This window comes from Merdimmobilis hominis, from assembly GCF_016901855.1.
Taxonomy (GTDB): domain Bacteria; phylum Bacillota; class Clostridia; order Oscillospirales; family Ruminococcaceae; genus Paludihabitans.
The window spans coordinates 1-21,252 of sequence record NZ_JACJKY010000002.1 but is presented as its reverse complement, the minus strand read 5'-3'; the positions used below and the strand labels follow the sequence as shown (position 1 = coordinate 21,252).

21 protein-coding genes and 1 pseudogene are annotated in these 21,252 nt (G+C 45.6%); 10 read left to right on the top strand and 12 right to left on the bottom strand.

Annotation, left to right across the window (positions count from 1 at the left end):
* Window positions 1-257 precede the first annotated feature (257 nt).
* From H6A12_RS13745 to H6A12_RS13350, 3 genes and pseudogenes are all read right to left on the bottom strand, one after another.
* Window positions 258-650: pseudogene (locus tag H6A12_RS13745) on the bottom strand (relaxase/mobilization nuclease domain-containing protein); the annotation flags it as partial.
* Between the two features lie 111 nt (window positions 651-761).
* On the bottom strand, window positions 762-1,037 hold the full coding sequence (locus H6A12_RS01425; RefSeq protein ID WP_204444335.1) for a plasmid mobilization protein: 276 nt from the start codon (window positions 1,035-1,037) through the stop codon (window positions 762-764).
* Entirely contained in the window at window positions 935-1,372 is a 438-nt protein-coding gene (locus tag H6A12_RS13350; RefSeq protein WP_243415258.1) for a cysteine-rich VLP domain-containing protein, read from the bottom strand. The genes H6A12_RS01425 and H6A12_RS13350 overlap by 103 nt, the downstream gene beginning before the upstream one ends.
* A gap of 337 nt (window positions 1,373-1,709) precedes the next feature.
* Between H6A12_RS13350 and H6A12_RS01415 the strand changes: the two genes are divergently transcribed.
* From H6A12_RS01415 to H6A12_RS01365, 10 genes are all read left to right on the top strand, one after another.
* Complete coding sequence (locus tag H6A12_RS01415; protein WP_204444040.1) at window positions 1,710-2,846, top strand: DUF6076 domain-containing protein; 1,137 nt, start codon at window positions 1,710-1,712, stop codon at window positions 2,844-2,846.
* A 21-nt stretch (window positions 2,847-2,867) separates the two neighbouring features.
* Window positions 2,868-3,746 (top strand): sigma-70 family RNA polymerase sigma factor, encoded by an 879-nt coding sequence (locus H6A12_RS13345; protein ID WP_243415253.1) that lies wholly within the window; start codon window positions 2,868-2,870, stop codon window positions 3,744-3,746.
* Between the two features lie 197 nt (window positions 3,747-3,943).
* On the top strand, window positions 3,944-4,138 hold the full coding sequence (locus H6A12_RS01400; RefSeq protein WP_204444038.1) for a hypothetical protein: 195 nt from the start codon (window positions 3,944-3,946) through the stop codon (window positions 4,136-4,138).
* A gap of 179 nt (window positions 4,139-4,317) precedes the next feature.
* Window positions 4,318-6,129 (top strand): potassium-transporting ATPase subunit KdpA, encoded by a 1,812-nt coding sequence (gene kdpA / locus H6A12_RS01395; RefSeq protein WP_204444036.1) that lies wholly within the window; start codon window positions 4,318-4,320, stop codon window positions 6,127-6,129.
* 12 nt (window positions 6,130-6,141) lie between these two features.
* Entirely contained in the window at window positions 6,142-8,211 is a 2,070-nt protein-coding gene (kdpB, locus tag H6A12_RS01390; protein WP_204444034.1) for a potassium-transporting ATPase subunit KdpB, read from the top strand.
* 13 nt (window positions 8,212-8,224) lie between these two features.
* The gene (gene kdpC, locus H6A12_RS01385) at window positions 8,225-8,833 is read left to right on the top strand and encodes a potassium-transporting ATPase subunit KdpC (protein WP_204444032.1); all 609 of its coding nucleotides are present in this window, start codon (window positions 8,225-8,227) and stop codon (window positions 8,831-8,833) included.
* Between the two features lie 7 nt (window positions 8,834-8,840).
* Complete coding sequence (locus tag H6A12_RS01380; RefSeq protein ID WP_243415252.1) at window positions 8,841-9,113, top strand: CBS domain-containing protein; 273 nt, start codon at window positions 8,841-8,843, stop codon at window positions 9,111-9,113.
* Between the two features lie 307 nt (window positions 9,114-9,420).
* A complete protein-coding gene (locus H6A12_RS01375; protein ID WP_204444030.1) occupies window positions 9,421-10,332 on the top strand; it encodes a magnesium transporter CorA family protein in 912 nt (303 codons plus the stop codon).
* Between the two features lie 41 nt (window positions 10,333-10,373).
* Window positions 10,374-13,076: a sensor histidine kinase gene (locus tag H6A12_RS01370; protein WP_204444028.1), complete on the top strand. Its 2,703-nt coding sequence runs from the start codon at window positions 10,374-10,376 to the stop codon at window positions 13,074-13,076.
* A complete protein-coding gene (locus H6A12_RS01365) occupies window positions 13,069-13,770 on the top strand; it encodes a response regulator (protein ID WP_177646901.1) in 702 nt (233 codons plus the stop codon). Before H6A12_RS01370 ends, H6A12_RS01365 begins: the two co-directional genes overlap by 8 nt.
* Before the next feature lie 73 nt (window positions 13,771-13,843).
* Here the strand turns inward: H6A12_RS01365 and H6A12_RS01360 are convergent, their stop codons facing one another.
* The 9 genes from H6A12_RS01360 to H6A12_RS01320 form a co-directional block, all read right to left on the bottom strand.
* Complete coding sequence (locus tag H6A12_RS01360; protein ID WP_177646899.1) at window positions 13,844-14,221, bottom strand: TnpV protein; 378 nt, start codon at window positions 14,219-14,221, stop codon at window positions 13,844-13,846.
* 2 nt (window positions 14,222-14,223) lie between these two features.
* Window positions 14,224-14,409 carry a hypothetical protein gene (locus tag H6A12_RS01355; RefSeq protein WP_177646896.1) on the bottom strand — a complete coding sequence of 62 codons (186 nt, stop codon included), beginning with the start codon at window positions 14,407-14,409 and terminating at the stop codon, window positions 14,224-14,226.
* A 246-nt stretch (window positions 14,410-14,655) separates the two neighbouring features.
* Window positions 14,656-16,302: a recombinase family protein gene (locus H6A12_RS01350; protein WP_204444026.1), complete on the bottom strand. Its 1,647-nt coding sequence runs from the start codon at window positions 16,300-16,302 to the stop codon at window positions 14,656-14,658.
* Window positions 16,226-17,152: a recombinase family protein gene (locus H6A12_RS01345; protein WP_204444024.1), complete on the bottom strand. Its 927-nt coding sequence runs from the start codon at window positions 17,150-17,152 to the stop codon at window positions 16,226-16,228. The genes H6A12_RS01350 and H6A12_RS01345 overlap by 77 nt, the downstream gene beginning before the upstream one ends.
* 18 nt (window positions 17,153-17,170) lie before the next feature.
* Window positions 17,171-18,703, bottom strand: a complete 1,533-nt coding sequence (locus tag H6A12_RS01340) for a recombinase family protein (RefSeq protein WP_204444022.1) — start codon at window positions 18,701-18,703, stop codon at window positions 17,171-17,173.
* A gap of 111 nt (window positions 18,704-18,814) precedes the next feature.
* Window positions 18,815-18,985, bottom strand: coding sequence for an SHOCT domain-containing protein (locus H6A12_RS01335; RefSeq protein WP_204444020.1), 171 nt, complete (start codon window positions 18,983-18,985; stop codon window positions 18,815-18,817).
* Window positions 18,978-19,334 (bottom strand): type II toxin-antitoxin system PemK/MazF family toxin, encoded by a 357-nt coding sequence (locus H6A12_RS01330; RefSeq protein ID WP_204444018.1) that lies wholly within the window; start codon window positions 19,332-19,334, stop codon window positions 18,978-18,980. The genes H6A12_RS01335 and H6A12_RS01330 overlap by 8 nt, the downstream gene beginning before the upstream one ends.
* Window positions 19,335-19,451: 117 nt before the next feature.
* Entirely contained in the window at window positions 19,452-19,886 is a 435-nt protein-coding gene (locus H6A12_RS01325) for a hypothetical protein (protein WP_204444016.1), read from the bottom strand.
* 585 nt (window positions 19,887-20,471) lie between these two features.
* On the bottom strand, window positions 20,472-21,182 hold the full coding sequence (locus tag H6A12_RS01320) for an ImmA/IrrE family metallo-endopeptidase (protein WP_204444014.1): 711 nt from the start codon (window positions 21,180-21,182) through the stop codon (window positions 20,472-20,474).
* Window positions 21,183-21,252 lie beyond the last annotated feature (70 nt).

The following is a 21,252-nucleotide window of genomic DNA, read 5'->3' as shown; positions in this document are numbered from 1 at the left end:
GTAAAACCGATATTTGCAAGCCGAACAGAGCGCTCCCAGTGCTTTGCCTTTACAGAAAAACGAACGGGATCAAGCGTATATCCAAGCGCATATAACTGGCTTTCAAATTCTCTCGGAGAGGTTGCGAAAGTCAAGCAGTATTCTACATCCTCACGGAGATAGTCCCGGTGCGTTTTCTTGCCTGACTTGTGCCGCCAATAATCCTTTTTGTGTCCTCCGTAGAAGCTACTGTTTTCAAGAACAGAAAGACCGTGCTCCCGACACATTTCATCCGACACACGGCGAAGCTCCTTGTGGTCGCCGATTTTGTTTTGAAACTTTGTACCGTCCTTAAATGACACGGGATTTACAACGAAATGACAATGCACATTGTCAGTGTTCAGGTGAACTGTCACAAGCGCCTGATACCTATCGCCCCACATCTGTCGGGCGGTAGCTTTTCCGATTTCAAAAGCCTGCTCCGGTGTAACATCGCCCGTCGCAAAGCTTTGTATTCCGTGATAACCGACGACTTTGCCACGAATCCCGAACCGCCGCTGTACGGCATTCATTTCGGCATAGGCATTCTGCTTTGAGCAGTTAATACCGCCGACATACATTTTGCGGTCGGTCTTATTATCGTTCTCGGCGTAAGAAAGCGCCGCATACAAATCATCGTCAAGATATTCTCTTGCAGTGGTCTTGTCGGGATTGTCGGCATAGTCAAGCGTTGCTTTTAGGTTTTTGTATATAGGCCAGAACCCAGTAACAGCCAAAATACATCACCCCTTTCCCGGCAATAGAAAAGCTGCTGTAATTTCTTTCAGTACAGTTCGGATTTCTATATCCAGTTCCGGCGAACTCGCTTTATCTGCAAGCTCACCCAGCTTTTCAAGACAAAGAAAAAGAGCGTCAGGCGGAATACCTCTCGGCTCGTACCCTAACGCTCTTTGCTTTACATATTCAGTTGTTGAAAGCCCGCACTTTCGGGCTTTTGACTGTATTTTCTCTTCTTCTTTTGCCGTGACACGCACGGCAATTCGTATATCTTTCCCCATAATATCATCTCTCCTTTCCGGGGGGATTGGGGGGGTGGTAAGCCCCCAAAGAGCAAAGCCGCAAGAAAATCTGCGGCTTTTGATTGGGACTTTGGCACACAAAGTCCCTGCTTGTTACGGTGTAAGACACACACCGTAGGTGGTATTCGTCTGTTTTCTGTGACTTGCACCGTGAGGGAGCGAAGCTCACAGTTACCGTAGATAGAGATAAGCTGCACACAGCGGTGTGCTTCGCCATCGTCAAGCAGGATGCAGTTGCCGTCCTCATCACAGTTGGCACAAAGCTTTCTGACAAGACGGTGAACCTTTTCTACTTGCTTCGGTGTGATCTTCATCATAGACCTTTCCTCCCTTCGTTTTCGGGCAATAAATAAGCCGCCGGTTTCCCGACGGCAATGCCCTGAGTATTTGTGAGGTTTTCGCTCCCTCATATATTTTAATACACACGAAAACGAGTTCTTGGAAAAGTGAGATAACACACAGAAATCAAAAAGCGTAACACCGCGAACGCCTTGAAAATACGGAGTTTTTGTGATATAATAATCAAAAGTGTACTTTACGAAAACAAAAATGTTCAGAAAAATATTTGAAAAACTTTTTTGTTCCGATAAACTAAAGGGAGTTTTATGGGACACTTCTTTTGATAGTATTAGTATGGGGGTATAGCGGAATATGGATAAAATCAGCTTTTTCAGTGCCGATTATCGTGACGGCAGAGTGCATATCGGCGGCAAAAGTTATCCTGCAGGAACTTTTGCGGCGCACCTGCTGACACAATATTATATTAACGATACCGCTGCACGGATCATTGTGTTTACAAGTGATACTTGGCTTATAGAGGGTACTCTGGAAAAAGGATATTTGTTCGTGCCTAATTTTTTAAGAGCCGGTGCGGACATACTGAATATTTTTAACGCACTTCCTTGGTTAAAGCCTTTTGATATGCTTGATGTAGATGCTGAGCGTAACAGAATAGCGACACTTTTTACTGAGGAAAACGGCAATAGAATCGTTGAATATTTTCAGCGCCGTTCTAAAGTAATGGCTATGGATAAAGGACAAACAATGTTTAACATCCTCCCAAAAGAATTTGACGAGGACTTTTTCAAGGAAGCCGCCGCTTTGCTGAGTGAGGTTAAGAAAACTCTTGCCTTTTATGATGGTCTGAGAGACGACCTGATGAAATCCTTTGAACAACTTAAAACCTTTGCGAGTCGTGTGGATGAAGCCGACCGCTTTGACGAGGAACATCTGCTCCCGATAGCATTAGAAATATTCGGCTCGGTTCCGTTCCCTGTAACAACGGAATACGTCCCCATATTAAAATCCACACGAAGCAAAACGGAAACCCTTGCTCGCAGACTCTACTTTGACAGCTATTACAGTTTTGTGATTACCGACTTTTTTGAAGGCTTACATCACGGACATTATCCAAGGCAATGCGTTATCTGCAAAAAGTATTTCCTTATGACCTCTGCGGCACGGCAGAAATACTGTACGGGATATGCGCCGTTCAAACTAAAGGGCAAAGCCATTACTTGCCGAAAATACGCAGCAAGAATCAACCGCAAGGAACTTGCAGACGGAAACCCCGTTATCCGCATTTACAAAAACCGTTGTTCCGCTATCCGTGTGGAGCGACAGAGAGTAAAAATTGATAATGCTTTGGCAACTGCCGCCCTTGCTCTGGCAAAGGAATATATGCAGCTTGCCAAGAACGATCCCGACTATGCCAACGGGCAGTATGAAACGGATATGAGCCGTGAAAGGCTCTATGCCGAAGCCGACAGACGATTGAACGGCAAATAACACAGATTGGAGGTGAGTGCCGTGAAAGAAACGTATATTGACGAAAAGGATTTGAATATGTACCGCATTGTTCCGGCACCGCCGAAGTGGGATTTGCAGGAATATATTGTGACCTATCTGAAAGAGAAAGATAACTGCTATTTTGCTTGGTTTCTGCATTATTATGAAAAAACGCTTAACAACAATGTGCAGGGATATATGCGAAAGCTCTTTATGCCGGAGCATTTTGCGGATATGAAACAGGCGTATATCGCCGGCTTGCTCAAAGCATTAACGAATTATGATATTGAGCAAGGCGCACCGTTTACCTCATTCAAGGAACGGTATGTAGAACGGGAGATACTGGACTATGTGCGCTCTATGCGTACAGGCTTCACAGCACAAAGCATTGCGGAATATACCAAACTCCGCAAAGCAATGGCGGTGTGGGATAAATATGACCGCAGTTATGCTGATGCTGTACTTGAAACGGTTGCCGCTGAGCTTAGCGAAACCGTAGAAGATACAAAAGAAATTCTGCTCGGCGGCTTGCTTAACGAAAACCGTGTTGACCTCTATCAGCAGTATGCAGAGGATGATGAAGCGGAAAGCACAGAAGAAGCGCACCCCGAGACCACCTCCGACACGTACACGCTGTATATGAAGGGCGAACTATACGCCCGTCTGTGGGATGCCTATGACAAGCTCGAATACACGGAGAGAATGATGCTCGCCCAGCGGCTCGGCTTCTGCTTTGATTGTCACAGTACCTTCTATATGGATTATGATGACCTCGACGAATACGGCGATCCCAAGAAGAAACCCATTAAGCCGATGATGTATACCGACATTGCCACCGATCACGAATACAGCTCGGCAAATACGGCTCATAATAAGTGTGAAAAGCATTGGATAAGATAAGAAAAGCAATAAAAAATTTAATATGAATTAGCAAAAAGCGGCGGCAGGAAGATTCTATTCTTTCTGCCGCCGCTTTCTATTTTGGCAGGTAAGTTCCACTAATTGAGACTTTATTTTTTCTTAACAGTAATCAATGAGGTCTTTTTCCCGTTTTTATTTCTCCTGTGCTATTCTGTTAGCGTAAGGAGGGATTAAATATGTCAGCCATATTTAAAGCTATACACGAATTTGATAAGCGCATTGAAGCACGTGCGGAGCATTTCGCATTCAAGCATCCGTATCTGTCCTTTTTTGCGGTATTTATCGGTATGCTGATTTGTGTTCTCGTTGCCGTGTTTTTCTTCACCGTAATTATTACGGTTCCTATTGCTTTGATTTTCGGGTGGCTGTAAGCGCCTTAATATAGTTTTAATACGCTGTAAATTCTGCTAATCCCAATTTAATCTTTATGCTGTTAAAATATCAGGCAAGGAGGTAAGACTATGAATATTATAATCGGATTTATCGGTCTTTGTGCTGCGGCACTGCTAATCTATTATGTCTATATACTGATGAAAGGGGATGAACAAAAATGAGTTCGGTAATACAATACATACTTTATCTCGTCGTTCTTATTGCTTTGGCGATTCCGCTCGGTGCTTATATCAAGAAGGTAATGAACGGAGAGAAAACCTTTCTTTCAAAAATTCTAACGCCCTGTGAAGACGCTGTGTATAAGGTTATGCGCGTCAAAAAGGACGAGCAAATGAACTGGAAAAAATATGCCGTTTCAGTTCTGATTTTTTCAGGCATCGGTCTTGTTTTTCTGTTTTTGCTTCAGCTTTTGCAGGGAGTTCTTCCCGGAAATCCGCAGGGGCTTTCGGGCGTAAAATGGGATTTGTCCTTTAACACAGCGGCAAGCTTTGTAACCAATACAAACTGGCAGGCATACAGCGGCGAGTCTACATTAAGCTATCTTACGCAAGCGCTCGGACTTACCGTGCAGAACTTTGTTTCCGCAGCTACGGGCATTGCCGTGCTGTTTGCCCTGATACGGGGATTTATAAAAGTAAAAGCCGATGGCTTAGGCAGCTTTTGGGTTGATATAACGAGAATCATCATTCATATTTTGATTCCGCTTAATCTTGTAATCTCACTTTGTCTTGTAGGCGGCGGCGTTATTCAAAACCTTAAAGGAGCTGAAACCGTATCGCTCGTTGAACCGATTGCGGTAAGCGCAGACGGCGAAATCCTTGAAAACGCCGAGATTGACCTTGATACAAATACCGTAACAGTTGACGGTAAAAAAATAGAAGACGCCGAAATTGTTACCGAACAGTTTGTACCTATGGGCCCTGCGGCAAGTCAGGTCGCCATTAAGCAATCAGGCACAAACGGCGGCGGTTATATGGGTGTTAACTCCGCTCATCCGCTCGAAAATCCGAACGCCTTTACAAATTTAATTGAAATGCTTTCAATTTTGCTTATTCCTGCGGCGCTGTGCTTCACCTTTGGCAAGGCGGTAAAGAACAAAAAACAGGGCGTTGCAATATTTATGGCGATGTTTATATGCCTTGTGTTGGCGCTCGGCACGATCGCCGTCAGCGAACAGGTTGCAACACCGCAGCTTGCACAGGATGGCGTCAACATCTCTATGATCGACCAAGCAGGCGGCAATATGGAGGGTAAGGAAACCCGATTCGGCATTGCAACATCCTCAACATGGGCGGCATTTACAACGGCAGCTTCCAACGGCTCTGTAAACTCTATGCACGACAGCTACACGCCGCTCGGCGGTATGGTGACAATGCTCCTGATGCAGCTCGGCGAGGTTATCTTCGGCGGCGTTGGCTGCGGTCTTTACGGTATGCTTGCATTTGCCATTCTGACGGTATTTATAGCCGGGCTTATGGTCGGCAGAACACCTGAGTTTTTAGGCAAAAAGATTGAACCTTACGAGATGAAATGGTCTGTGCTTGTTTGCCTTGCTACGCCGATTGCCATTCTTATAGGCAGCGGTATTGCGGCGGTAGTTCCGAGCGTAGCGGACAGTCTTAACAATGGCGGAGCGCACGGCTTTTCCGAACTTCTATACGCATATTCTTCCTGCGGCAGTAATAACGGCTCTGCCTTTGCCGGATTTAATGCAAATACCGTATTTTTAAATGTTTCGCTCGGTCTTGTCATGCTGTTTGCCCGTTTCCTGCCTATCATCGGAACGCTGGCGATTGCGGGAAGTCTTGCAGGGAAAAAGAAGATTGCAACAAGCGCGGGTACACTTTCCACCACAAACGGTATGTTTGTATTCCTGCTGATACTAATTGTCCTTATTATAGGCGCGCTCAGCTTCTTCCCTGCGTTGGCATTAGGACCGCTGGCTGAATTTTTCAGTAATGTTATTTAAGGAGGCACTGTTATGGCATCGAAAACAAAAAGTGCTTTTGCCGATAAAAAGATGCTCGGCAGAGCCATAAAAGATTCATTTATAAAACTAAACCCCAAAACACAGGTGCAAAACCCTGTTATGCTTTTGGTGTATATTTCGGCTATCCTGACAACCGGGCTGTGGATTGTTTCTCTGTTCGGATTAAAAGACGCTTCAAGCGGCTACACCTTGGCAATCGCCATTATTCTGTGGTTTACCTGTATTTTTGCAAATTTTGCCGAAGCAATTGCAGAAGGACGCGGAAAGGCGCAGGCGGACGCTCTGAGAGCTTCAAAGAAAGATGTAGAGGTGCATAAAATACCATCTGCCGATAAAAAGGAGCAGATAACCGCCGTTTCTTCCGTTTTGCTTAAAAAAGGCGATATTGTCATTGTAAAAGCAGGAGAGCAAATTCCGGGCGACGGTGAGGTTATTGAGGGTGCGGCCTCGGTAGACGAAAGTGCTATCACAGGCGAATCCGCACCCGTTATCCGTGAGGCGGGCGGCGACAGAAGCGCCGTAACAGGCGGTACAACCGTACTTTCCGATTGGATTGTCGTGCAGATAACGAACGAAGCAGGCGAAAGCTTCCTTGATAAAATGATTGCAATGGTCGAGGGCGCATCCAGAAAAAAGACGCCTAATGAAATCGCGTTGCAGATTTTCCTTGTTGCACTTTCCATTATATTTATTCTTGTCACTGTGTCGCTGTATACCTATTCCATATTCTCGGCAAAGCAGGCGGGAATTGATAATCCGACCTCTGTTACTACCCTGGTAGCTCTGCTTGTCTGCCTCGCCCCTACCACCATCGGCGCCTTGCTTTCGGCTATCGGTATTGCGGGAATGAGCCGACTTAATCAGGCAAATGTTCTTGCTATGAGCGGCAGAGCTATAGAAGCCGCAGGCGATGTGGACATACTTATGCTTGACAAAACAGGCACGATTACACTTGGCAACCGAAAGGCGAGCGCCTTTATTCCGGTAGACGGTGCAAGTGAACAGGAGCTTGCCGATGCGGCGCAGCTATCCTCGCTTGCCGATGAAACGCCTGAGGGCAGAAGTGTAGTTATTCTCGCAAAAGAAAAATTTAATATTCGCGGCAGAGAGCTTTCCGACAAGAATATGACCTTTATCCCCTTTACGGCGAAAACCCGTATGAGCGGAGTTGATTACGACGGCAACGAAATCCGCAAGGGAGCCGCCGACACTATGCAGGAATATGTGACCGAAAACGGCGGCATTTATTCTAATGAATGCGACCGAATCGTTAAAGAGATTGCGAACCAAGGCGGAACTCCCCTTGTTGTAGCGAAAAATCATAAGATTTTAGGCGTTATTCATCTGAAAGACATTATCAAGCAGGGCGTAAAGGAAAAATTTGCTGATCTTCGCAAAATGGGCATAAAAACCATTATGATTACGGGCGATAACCCGATGACCGCCGCCGCTATTGCGGCAGAAGCCGGAGTGGACGATTTTCTTGCCGAAGCAACGCCCGAAGGCAAGCTTCATATGATACGGGATTTTCAAACCAAGGGACACCTTGTGGCAATGACGGGCGACGGCACAAACGACGCTCCCGCACTTGCGCAGGCCGATGTGGCGGTTGCGATGAACACAGGCACACAGGCGGCAAAGGAAGCGGGCAATATGGTTGACCTTGATTCGTCGCCGACAAAGCTTATTGATATTGTCCGCATCGGCAAACAGCTTTTAATGACAAGAGGCAGTCTGACCACCTTTTCGATAGCTAATGATGTGGCAAAGTACTTCGCCATTATCCCCGCCTTGTTTATGGGGCTTTATCCGGGGCTTTCGGCACTTAACATTATGGGACTTCATTCCCCGCAAAGCGCTGTTTTATCGGCAATAATTTACAACGCGCTGATTATTATTGCGTTGATTCCGCTGGCACTCAAAGGCGTTAAATACCGTGAGGTGCCGGCAGGCAAGCTCTTGTCACGCAATCTGTTAATTTACGGTCTCGGCGGTCTTGCGGCACCTTTTATCTTCATTAAGCTGATTGATATGCTGTTAGTTCTTTTCGGGCTTGCATAAGGAGGAATTTATAATGAAAACATTGAAAAATGTACTGCCGAGAGCGGCTATAATCTTTCTTATTTTTACATTGCTCTGCGGCGTGGTTTATACAGGTATTGTAACAGGCATTGCACAGCTTATTTTTCCTGATAAAGCAAACGGAAGTATTATTGAGGTTGACGGAAAAAAGTACGGCTGTGAGCTGCTCGGTCAACAGTATACGGATGACGGGCATATGTGGGGGCGCATTATGAATATTGATGTTTCAACCTACAAGGACGAAAACGGAAAAACTCTGATGTATGCCGCACCGTCCAATCTTTCCCCGGCAAGCGAAGAATATGAGGCTTTGGTTCGGGAGCGTGTGGAAAAGCTCAGAGCGGCCAATCCCGATATGGACGAAACGGCAATCCCCGTTGACCTTGTAACCTGCTCGGGCAGCGGACTTGACCCGCATATTTCACCTGCCGCCGCTGAGTATCAGGTAGCAAGAATTGCAAAAGCAAACAATATGACCGAGGACGAGGTGCGGGAGGTTATTCAAAAATGCACTGACGGTAAGTTCTTAGGTATTTTCGGTGAAGAAACCGTTAATGTTCTTAAAGTGAATTTGATGCTGGACGGAATTTTGGAGAAGTAATCACACTATGAACATTATCAAAATCATGATTCCGAAAATTTCCACCGTGTTCCTCCGTGAGAATGATACGGTCCGTCAGGGACTGGAACGCTTTCGTGCGCACGGATATACTGCCATACCCGTGCTGAATGAAGAAGAACAGTATGTGGGAAGTGTGACGGAGGGAGATTTCCTCCGTCACATTTTGGCTGTCGGAAATACGGATTTGAAAATTCAGGAGCGTTACCGAATTGGCGACATCATGCGCAAAGAATGTTATCTTGCCCTATCCATAAGCTAAACAAAAATCGCATTGACTTTGGCTTTATAGAAAACAATGCTTCTGCAAATGGCGATACCTACAACTGTCTTATCATTTCTACAAAGCAACATAGTATTATCTGTGAGCAAGCAGGATGTACGATAGAACCGCTGAATCCTTCAGGAAGTCAGACCGCTGTGGTATGGAAAAAGACCTCAAGCAATGCCCTTGCCAATAGCTTTTCTGATTTGCTTTTGTCAAATCAAGCGGCAATCAATGCGGAATATATAAAGTAGAAAATACTTTCATACTGTGATATAATAAAGAGCGGAAAGGAGGTGCTGTGATGCAATACTTCATTGATTCAAAAGACGGGAGTCTGCAAGCCGCCCAAAACTGCGGCGATAGAAAACCGTTTTTCACGGTTATGAGTACGGCGGAATTTCACGAATGTAAAGAACAACTGCCGTATTATAAAGAACTTCTCCACTGCCTCGGATCGATTCGTTACTGTAAAGCGGAAGTGTTCAAAAACTGCATCATCGGGACCTTACGCCTGCCTCAGAAAAGCGAACAGCGTTCACCGCAGCTTTCTTTCGGCTTTTATTTGACGGGACAGTCGCTCTTATTTGTCGAAGATGTAGGCGATTTGAAATTATGGGTAGACAAACGGATAGGTATGCTTCAGGAACTGAACAGCCCGGCTCAGCTTCTTTTGCAGTTTATGGAGCAAATGATAGAAGATGATGTTCTCTATCTTTCTCACATAGAGTCAGAAACAGAGAAAATGGAAGAAAATATCGGTTCCGGCGGTTCGGCAGACTTTTTCCCTTTGCTCACAAAACACAGGCAAAAGCTGTCCGAATTAAACGCTTACTATGAACAACTGACAAATATCGGAGAGTTGTTTCAATCCCGCGCGTGTTCTTCATTTGCAGACGATACGCAGGACTGGGATAAATTTGCCTATCGTGCCGAGAGATTGCAAAATCATGTTCAGCTGCTTCGTGAAAATATGCTTCAGCTTCGTGAGCTTTATCAGTCAAAGCAAGACGCACGGCAAAATAAAATTATGGGGATTCTCACAATCGTCACAACCTTTTTCCTGCCTCTTACTTTAATCACGGGATGGTACGGAATGAACTTTGCCTATATGCCTGAGCTTAAATGGCGGTACGGTTACCCGGTTGTTATACTTGTTGCGCTGATTATTGCAGTCGTCGAATTTATTTACTTCAAAAGGAAAAAATTCTTTTAATTTCGCTCTCTTAAAATATGAGACTTACAGGAGGTGTTTTTATGGACGAAACAAGGCAAAGCCCGGAACAGATTTTGAAGCAAATTGAAAAGGAAGAACAAAGCCTTAATCGCGGGCATTTGAAGATATTTTTCGGATATGCCGCAGGCGTAGGCAAAACCTATGCCATGCTGAAAGCCGCACATTCGGCAAAGAGGCGCGGTGTTGATGTTGTTGCAGGTTACATTGAACCGCACGCCCGTCCGCAGACCTCTGCACTTGTAAACGGGCTGGAATGTCTTCCGAATCTTGTTTCGGAATATAACGGAATTACTCTTTCGGAATTTAATCTTGATGCTGCGCTTGCCAGGCACCCACAGTTAATCCTTGTGGATGAGCTTGCCCATACCAATGCGCCTGTGTGCCGACATACAAAGCGTTATCAGGATATTGAAGAGCTGCTTAATGCGGGAATAGATGTTTATACCACGGTAAATGTTCAGCATATTGAAAGTCTCAATGACACCGTTGCATCTATAACGGGCATTATGGTACACGAGCGTATCCTCGATTCGGTATTTGATAATGCCGGTCAGGTTGAGCTTGTTGATATTGAGCCGCAGGAATTGATTGAACGGCTGCAAGCGGGTAAAGTTTATAACCCGACTCAGGCTGAGCGTGCAATAGAGAATTTCTTTACCGTGGAAAATCTTACGGCGCTTCGTGAAATTGCTTTGCGACGCTGCGCTGATAGAGTAAATCTGCTTACCGAAGCTGTAAGAATTAAAAGCCACAGCGATTATCATACGGACGAGCATATCCTTGTCTGCCTTTCATCATCGCCGTCCAATCCCAAAATCATTCGTACTGCTGCCCGAATGGCGAATGCCTTTAAGGGTGCTTTTACCGCGCTGTTTGTGGAAACCCCTGATTATCAGGTCATGTCCGAGGAAGATGTAAAGCGACTGCGGAGCAATATGCGTCTTGCGGAACAGCTCGGCGCAAAAATCGAAACTGTGTACGGGGAAGATGTACCTTTTCAAATAGCTGAGTTTGCAAGGCTGTCGGGCGTGTCGAAAATCGTGATTGGCAGGAGCGCTGCAACCCGAAGGAGCATATTCTCTAAACCTACGCTTACAGATAAGTTAATTGCAAGTACGCCGAATTTGAATGTGCATATTATACCGGACACAGAAGGAAAAAGTGTAGCATACCGTGTCAAAAAAGCAAGGAAGAAAAATGAAATCGTGTTCTCGGTTTCCGATCTCTTGAAAAGCGTTGCTATTTTGATTTTGTCAAGCTGTATCGGAATGCTGTTTCGATACTTGGGCTTTGCAGAAGCCAATATTATAACGGTATATGTTCTCGGTGTCCTTGTAACCTCGGTTGTGACAAGGCATCGAATTTACAGTCTGATATCCTCTATTGTCAGCATATTGGTTTTCAACTTTTTCTTCACCGAACCGCACTTCACTCTTCAGGCTTACGATCAAGGCTATCCTGTCACCTTTTTGATTATGTTTTTGGCGGCGCTGCTTACAAGCTCTCTTGCCGTAAAGCTCAAAAATCATGCAAAGCAGGCTGCGCAGGCTGCTTACAGAACCAAGGTGCTGTTTGACACAAACCAGCTTTTACAGCAGGCAAAGGGCAAAAACGAAATCGTTTCTGCAACGGCAAATCAACTTATTAAACTGCTCGGTAAGGATATTGTGTTCTATTTGTCAGAAAACGAAACTTTAAGCGAGCCGCATATTTTTACCGTTTCAGGTGACAAAACGGACGAGGAAATAACCGGTATAAATGAAAAGGCGGTTGCAGAGTGGGTACTGAAAAATAACAAGCACGCAGGCGCTACTACCGAAACGCTTTCAAGTGCAAAATGCCTATGCCTTGCTGTAAGGGTAAACAGCCGAGTCTACGGTGTTGTCGGCATTTATATAGGCAATGAGCCGCTTGATTCGTTTGAAAAGAGTATTCTTTTGTCTATACTCGGCGAATGTGCTTTGTCGCTGGAAAACGAAAAGAATGCAAGAGAGAAAGAAGAAGCGGCAATTCTCGCTAAGAATGAACAGCTCCGTGCCAATCTCTTGCGGGCTATTTCCCACGATTTGCGAACGCCGCTTACTTCCATTTCAGGCAATGCAAGCAACCTTATATCAAACGGCAATTCCTTTGACGAAGCGACAAAGAATCAGCTTTATACCGATATTTACGATGACTCTATGTGGCTTATCAATTTGGTGGAAAATCTGCTTTCGGTCGCAAGAATCGAAGAAGGACGGCTTAATCTCAACATTACAGAGGATTTAGTAGACGATGTCATCACAGAAGCGCTGCATCATGTGAACCGAAAAAGCGTAGAACATCATATTACCGTTCGGCATAAAGAAGATTATCTGCTCGCCAAAATGGACGCAAAGCTTATGGTACAGGTTATTATAAATATTGTGGATAACGCCATTAAATACACGCCTAAAGGTTCTAATATTTTGATTAAAACTTGGAAGCAGGAAGATAAAGCTGTTATAACCATTGCCGATGACGGCGACGGGATACCCGATGATATGAAAGAGCGGGTATTTGATATGTTTTACAGCGGTGCAAATAAAATAGCCGACAGCCGCCGCAGCTTGGGGATGGGCTTGTCGCTGTGCCGTTCCATTGTAAATGCACACGGCGGCAAAATAACCGTTTCAGACAACACACCGCACGGCACGGTGTTCACTGTTACATTACCTGCCGGGGAGGTAGAAATTCATGAATAAACCATTGATATTGGTTGTTGAAGATGATAATTCGGTCAAAAATCTTATTACAACAACCCTTAAAGCGCACGATTACAGATACTTAACCGCACCTAACGGTTCCACCGCCATTTTGGAAGCGTCATCGCACAATCCCGATATTGTCCTCTTAGATTTAGGACTTCCCGATATTGACGGCGTTGATGTTATTAAAAAAATCCGCACTTGGTCGAATATGCCGATTATCGTTATCAGCGCACGAAGCGAAGATACCGATAAAATTGACGCACTCGATGCAGGCGCCGACGATTATCTGACCAAACCGTTTTCGGTGGAAGAACTTTTGGCAAGGCTCAGGGTAACGCAAAGGCGGCTTAATATGATACAGAACGAGACCGCCGCCGAAGCGTCCGTTTTCACAAACGGTCAGCTTCGTATAGATTATGCCGCAGGATGCGCCTATTTAGGCGATGAAGAATTGCACCTTACACCTATTGAATATAAACTTCTGTGTCTGCTTTCAAGAAATATAGGCAAGGTTTTAACCCATACCTTTATTACACAGAGCATTTGGGGCAGTTGTTGGGATAACGATATTGCCTCTCTGCGCGTCTTTATGGCAACGCTCCGCAAAAAACTGGAAAAGGACGCAGATTCTCCACAATATATCCAAACACATATCGGCGTTGGTTACAGAATGATGAAGGTTGAATAATTTGTTAAACAAAAAATGAATACGCAAAAACGGTGCTGTAAATCCTTTTGATCTTTACAGCACCGTTAATCTTTTATGAAAAAATCAATTCATTATTTATGACTTCCTTTGCTCTGCTGCGGATGTTATTCATTTGAGCAACCCATTTCATTTGATTATCCGCTTTGAGTTTCTCGGTAACACCCTCATGCTCCGCTATCTGTTTTACCAAGCGAAAAAACATCTCCTCAGCCTGTTTGTCAATATCTGAGAGGTAGCCGTTCAGTTTACCGCTTGTCAGCAGATTGAGATAAAAGACCTTACGATTTTGCTTGATATACTGCAAATGTCGCTGTCCCCATAAACCGACAGGCTGTTGTTCTCCTTCGGGCAGTTTTAAACACGGTAGATAGTAGTCACCTTGAAGTTCGAACCAAAGACCGTTCTTTTCGTCATAAATGTACTTTTCCATAATCACGCCTCCTTGTAAATTACTTTGAATTTCTTTTGTTTTGCACCAATGATTTTCAATAGAACTTCATCCACCGCATCGGTGTACTTGCCGTCAGCAATAATCTTGTTCCGCATTTCGTTCAGGCAGTTCACAATCACCCGCCGTTCAAAATCATCAAGCACTATGTAATACTTCTTATCTCGCATATCGAATCCTCCTTTGCCTGTATTGTAACAAAGGAAAGCACAATTAACGAATGTGCGGACATAACAAAACCCGCCACCTTAGACTTTCATCTAAGATGGCGGTTTCTGTTTCGTATCAGAGCATCACCTTGACGGCGAAGCCGCCGCTAAAGAAGCAAGTGTTCGTCCAATACACGTTTGTCTAAGGACTATAAAAAAGATATTTTTTCGATTTTGGCTGATGGAGTTGAACTCTTGCATAAGCGGTTACGCCTGCTCTACATCACATTCAACTTCAAGGCCGCCGATAAAAACTACCTTTATTTTCTCTTTTGATTCGACGACCACACATTGAAGGATTTGCCTGACTATCTGATCGTCATAGGTAAGCGGATGGTTTTTCATGCCTTCAAGGACGGTGAATATCTCGTCCAGCCGAGAGGTGATATTTTTGCGATGTTCCTTTTCCGCACTGTACTGTGCCAGCTTGTTTTCAAGCATTCTTTTTTCTGTGATCAATGATTCGATACGGGGATCGGAAAGTAAGCTCCCCTGATTCTGCACAGTTACGCTGTTCAGCATTTCTTTAAATTCTCTGTCAATCTGTGCAATGCGGATTTGAATTTCAATGCTGTCATCCGCTTGCGTTTCACAACCTAATCCCATTTGAATGTGCATTTTGAGTGTTTGCAGTATTTCGGGATTCACTTTTGCCGTTTTCAGAATGGTTTCCATGATCGCATCCTGTAAGGATGCTTCTTCCATTGTAGGTGATTGGTGGCAGTATTTCTTGCCGTAATCGAGGCGGCTGATGCAGCGCCATACGATCTTCTTCTGACCGCCTACTGTCCATGTGCATCTGCGGTACGGTGTTCCGCATTCTCCGCAGATCAGTAATTCGGTGAGAGCATATTTACCGCAGTATTTTCCTTGCTCCGTCTTTGTGCCAACCTGTTTTACCTTTCTCTTTCCGGCGCGGCGGGCAAGTTCTTCCTGCACTCTGCCGAAGGTGGCGGAGTCGATAATCGCCGGATGATTGTTCTCGATATAATACTGGGGACGTTCTCCTGTATTTACTCGAACCTTTTTGCTGATGCAGTCTTCAATATAGGTTTTACCCCGTAAGGCATCACCCTTGTATTTCTCATTGGACAGGATGGAGCGAATCACCGTTGCTTGCCATTTGCTTTTCCCGGAAGGTGTCGGGACGCCTTGTCCGGTCAGCTCGTTGGCAATGTCCTGCATACTTTTTCCGGCAAGGAACTGCTCGTAAATAGAGCGTACAATGGCCGCTTGTTCTGGATCGATTTCCGGTTTGCCGTCTGCGCCTTTTCGGTATCCAAGGAAGGATTTGTAGGCGAAGAAGACATTGCCTTCTTTTGCACTCTGCGCTTTTCCCCAAGCTACATTGTGGCTGATGTTTTCAGATTCGCTCTGTGCGATGGAGCCATATATAGTGATATAAAATTCCGCGCCGGGATCGGTGCTGTGGATGCCCTGTTCCTCAAAATACACATCTACACCCAGTTCTTTAAGCAGCCTGACATATTTCAGACAGTCCACAGTGTTTCTTGCGAACCGTGATATGGATTTGGTGATGATCATATCGACCTTGTGCCGTCTGCAGGCTTTGATCATTTTGTTGAATTCATCGCGCTTTCGGGTGCTTGTGCCTGTGATTCCCTTGTCCGCATAGATTCCGGCAAGCTGCCAGCCTTTTTCACGGTTGATGCGTTCCGTATAATATTTTACCTGTACTTCATAGCTGTTAAGCTGTTCTTCCTGCTTGGTGGATACGCGACAGTAGGCAGCCACCCGCTTGCAGGTATACTGTGCGCTATACACATTGACCGGCTGAATTGTCGGCGGAATTGCGCGTACTCTCTTTTGAGGCATTATGGCAGTCTGTTCCATTTGTGTTCTCCTTTCTGATCTGGCGACCGTTTTTCAATGTGAGGCAAACGCTTCCGTCGCGGTTTAAGCTAATGGAGGAGACGGTGCGTTCTGTAAGTTCTTGGTTGTATTGAGAAAGCGGCCCTGATTTTTCAAAGGCCGCTTTTAGCATTTCTGTCACGCTCTCGGTGGTATCCATCTCAGAATACCGGAGCGAGGCACATTCAAATATTTTGTTTTTCAGTGTTTCCTTTTCCATTTCGGAACTGTCCAGCAGCCGCCCGATTTCATTTTCCAATCGGCGAAGACAGGAGGACGGCTCCTTTTGTTTGAGCGGTACATTGATCAGTCTTGTATCAGCAATAACTATGTTCAGACATTCATTAACATCAGCAAGCAGTTTGTCATCGACGATTTTTATAGTGGTTCCGCACTCCTGACAAACCCACTTTTCACCGAATGATGTTCGGCTGTCATGCATACGGCGCATGGGATGACCGCATTCTCCGCATACCACAAGTGCAGATATTTGAAATATTACCGCACCTCGGTCAACGGCCTTCTGTGTGTTTCGCTCGGCTTTTACCTTCTGAGCCTTGTCGAAGGCGTCTGTATCTATAATCGGCGGATATGTTTCATCACCGAGGTATCGGACATCTTCCACAATCCGTTTCAGCCGTGCTTTGTTCCAGCCGGTAACGCCGGGCATATATTCGGTACCGCAGGCATTCAGTTTTTTGGCTATTTGCAGCAGTGAGCTGCCCTGCAGATAATTCTCATATATGCTACAGACGATCTGGCTTTCCGCAGGATGCCTGATGATTTTGCCGTTGTCAAATTGATATCCAAAGGGGATGTTGCGTATTTTCATGCAGTGTACTCCTTTCCGTTAGATTTTTTCTGTGAGGACAAGCCCTCCCGCAAGCCGAAAGCTCAGTTTCTGTCCGCTGATGACCGTGATGCTCTCAACGATCTGCTCGAACAGATCTTCATCGAATGTATCGGCAGGAATATATTCGGCAAGCGTTTCATCGAGAGTGTGAAGGGTATCTATCAGTTCATCGTCCTCATCTTCCATGAGAATGCGGCGGCGCTCTGAACGAAGCTCGCTGACCTTTCGGCTCAGTTCGCCGGATTGTGCTGTGAATTCGGCGTTGTTCAGAATCCCTTTGTTATGAAGCTGTGTTACTACAAGGTTCTGTGCATTGATATCAGCGATCAAGCAGTCTATCTGATATACCTTTTCATGATTTCCGCTGACGCGGTTCTGCATTTTTTCAAGCTGTCGGATTAGGTCACCGAGCAAGTCTTCACGGTTTCTTACAAGCTTGTCTGTCATCCGTACAAAGGCTTCTTTTACTGATTCTTCAGATATGCGTTCGCTGGTACATTCCAAGCGTCCCGATGCTTTGTAGGAGCATACCCAATAGGCTTTTCCATTGACAATCTGTCTGCGGTAGTTGTGTCCGCAGACGGGACACTTCAGCATTGTGCTTAAGGGGTATCGGTCTTTTTTCACAAAACAGCCCTTGGACTTGCTCTTTTGCAGTTCCTGCACAGCCTGATAGGTTTCTCTGCTCACAATGGCGGGATTACTGTTTTCAACATAAAACTGTGTCCTTTCACCGTGGTTCCGTCTTTTGCGGTACGGCAGAACATCGGTAGTGTAACTCTTTTGCAGCAGCGCATCTCCCATATATCGCTCATTGTTGAGAATATAATCGATGGTGAACGAATGCCATGTTGTGTATCCGTACCGTTTGGGAACTTCCTCTGCATTGAGCTGATTAGCGATGGCCTGTTTGCCGCAACCTTGCAGGTAGAGGTGAAAAATCCGGCGGACAACTGCCGCCTCCGTATCATTAACACGAAGCTCTCCATTTACGAGTTCATACCCGTAAGCAGCTCGACAGCAGTTGAATTCGCCGGATTCCATTCGCTTCTGATAACTCCACCGCATATTTTCGGAAATCGTTTCTGATTCTTTCTGTGCAGCCATGCCGGGGAAAGTCAGGATCATTTCAAGATCAAGGGTTTCCGTGTCGATGCCCTGTTCTTCGAAGTAAACGCTGACACCTATTTCCCTTAACATTCGTACTACAGTCAGCAGCTCTGTGGTATTCCGTGCGAAGCGTGAGATGGACTTGGTAATGATACGATCAATTTTTCGTTTTTTACAGTCATAGATTAGCCGGTTGAAATCGTCGCGCTTTTTCATCTCCGTTCCGGTGATGCCTTCATCAGCATAAATGTCTACCAGCTCATATTCGGAATGTGCTGCCGTGTAGTCGGTGTAATACCTGACCTGTGCGGCGAAGGAAAGAAGCTGATCATCGGAATTGCTGGATACGCGGATATACGGAGCCAGCCGGATGAGCTTTTCTTCCTTTTTAGGGATAGTTAGTTCAGTAATGGTTTTCATCATGGTTTTTCCTTTCCGCAGACGGTTTGTCCGCTTGTATTACCGCTTATCCTTGCGGCAACACGAAGGATACCACAAGAGTTCGCATACATCCAGCGACTATGGTGAAAATTAAGAGACAAGACATATCTTTTTCTGCGGATCGTAATGCTCCGCTGTGTGGCGGAGGATACGGTTATATTCTTCCTCGGTAATCAGCTGCATGGACAGCAGAAGGCGAAGCATATTGATGCTGTAACAGAGAGAGGCTTTCTGAACAGCGGCGTTTTCTTTTTCAGTCATGGACTGCACCTCCGAATCCAAGGCTGACCACCATTGCGGCCTCGACACGCCCCATATCCTCTTTGGAAATCTGTCCGAGATAATCGGACAGGCGTGTTTTATCAATCGTGCGAACCTGTTCCAAAAGCAGCGTAGATTCGCTCTCTAAAAAATCACAGTCAACGATGACGTGGGTAGGCTGTGATTTTTTCTTCTGTATCGAAGTGAGCGGTATCACAATCGTAGTAGGGCTGAACCGGTTTCCGATGTCGTTTTGCAGAATCAGAACGGGACGCATACCGCCCTGTTCGCTCCCGATGACGGGAGATAAATCGGCGTAGTAGATTTCGCCGCGCTTTATATTTTTCATTCCTATATACCTCCGAGTGGTTTAAGTAAAAGCACAGGGGCAAAGGCCAGACCTCGCCCCTTATGCTGTAAAATCGTTTTGCGTTTGCATGATCATATTTGTTCTCAACTTCCGTGATCAACGGCGCTCATGCAAACAACCGATAGCTGCTCGGTTCCCCAGGAATTTCACCTCCGCGTGGTTCTCACCCGGCCGCCCTCTTTGGTTGCGACGGATCGCGGCTCTTTCATGCCGTTTCACGCTCGACTTTTGACTGGACGGGGTGTTGGCTTTCCGCAGTGCGTCAATTTCCATTATCTTGAGGACTGTATTATCAGGAATATTTTCTGTGTCGATAAATTCCTTGAAATTCTCGTACGCGCCTTCCTCGCCGCCGATGAGCCCGCTCATCTGAATTTCGTGGGCAAAAAAACTGGTGTCATTGTTTTCAATGCCCCATCCGGTCCTGCGGTAGGCGTGATATACCTCATGTGTGACCTCGACTTCTTCATTCCTGTGGGTGACGGTGTTATAAACCATAAGGGTATATTTTTTGTTTTTGTGGATGGCCATTTGCCTTTCCTCCGTAATTTCGAGATTTTGATGGGTGGATCAAAATCCCGGATTACGGATATCTGGCTATTGCGCTCTGCCAATAGACTGTATACATAAAAATCCTTTCCGCAGCGGCTCAGCCGAGGAAAGGACTTGTTATCATCGTACAAAGCGGATGCGAAGGCACAAAAAAAGCACCGTAAAAGCAGAATCACAGACAGGGGTTATCCTGTCGGATTCCGGCTTTGTACGGTGCTAAGGCAGTCACGATCTTGAGATCGGCTCCGCATACGCGATTAAAAGTCGTTATTTACTATTCATTTTTCAGAGTAATCCTCGCCATAGTATTTTACCTTGAGGCGTCTGACTCCTTTCTGTCTTCGGAAATAGGCGAAGTTCATAACATATTGTGCTTTACACTTTGGACATTTGGAAAGGAAATGTCCTTTTGCATCGGAAAACACTTTGTCGATTACGAAATTGCATCGCGGCCATCTGATCTCACGCAGCGTTAATTCAGCCGCTTCTTCTTCTCATAAATCGAGCTTCTTCTGTGTATCAGGCGGAGGCAGGGGACGGTCGTACCTCTGTTTGCTCTGACAGCTATCCATTTCTATCACCTACCTTTATCTTATCAAAGTATTCTGCCATATCCCGTTCTTCCAGCAGATCGTATTTTCTCAGCTGAATCAGCATCGCTGTAAAAGATACGCCAAGCTCATCTGCCATCGCCTGCATGACCAGCTTTATTTCAGGCAGGAAAACACAGTCGCCGTATACGGGAATCTTGCTTTTTCGGAAATGCCTGCGGACAGATGCGGTAAGAAGCTCTTTCGGCATAAGGATGATGGCTGCCATTGTGTTTGCCTGACACTCACTGAGATTCATTCTGTCACGAAGTTCATTCAGATCATATCTTCTTTCTGTATCATAGACTCGGTTAAAACAGGGAGCTGCATGAGTCGGATCAGCCCTGTTGATCAGGATATGGCTGATTTCATGTGCCAGTGTAAATCGACGCCTGCTGCTTTCGCATGGATACTGCAGGAAACTATCGAGGACGATGGTTTCTTTCGAAAATACGATTCTTTGTTTCTTTCCATTGCGAAAGACTGTCAATGCACTTTTTCCGTCCGAAGTGAAGCCGATCTTGTCCGGATCGCTTTCCGCAAATTTTTCATACCGGACAGTCAGCCCAAGATACGCCGCAACAGCGTCAATATCTATCCGCTTCGGTGGAGGCTTCCCGCAGGCCACATGAACCAGTCCTTCCGCTATTTGTTCGATTTCTCTGTTGGACACATATACCTGCATCTTAACCCCTCCTTCATTCAATGTGCTTACAGTGCTTTAATGACATTTTGGGCAACACCCTGAATAGTGC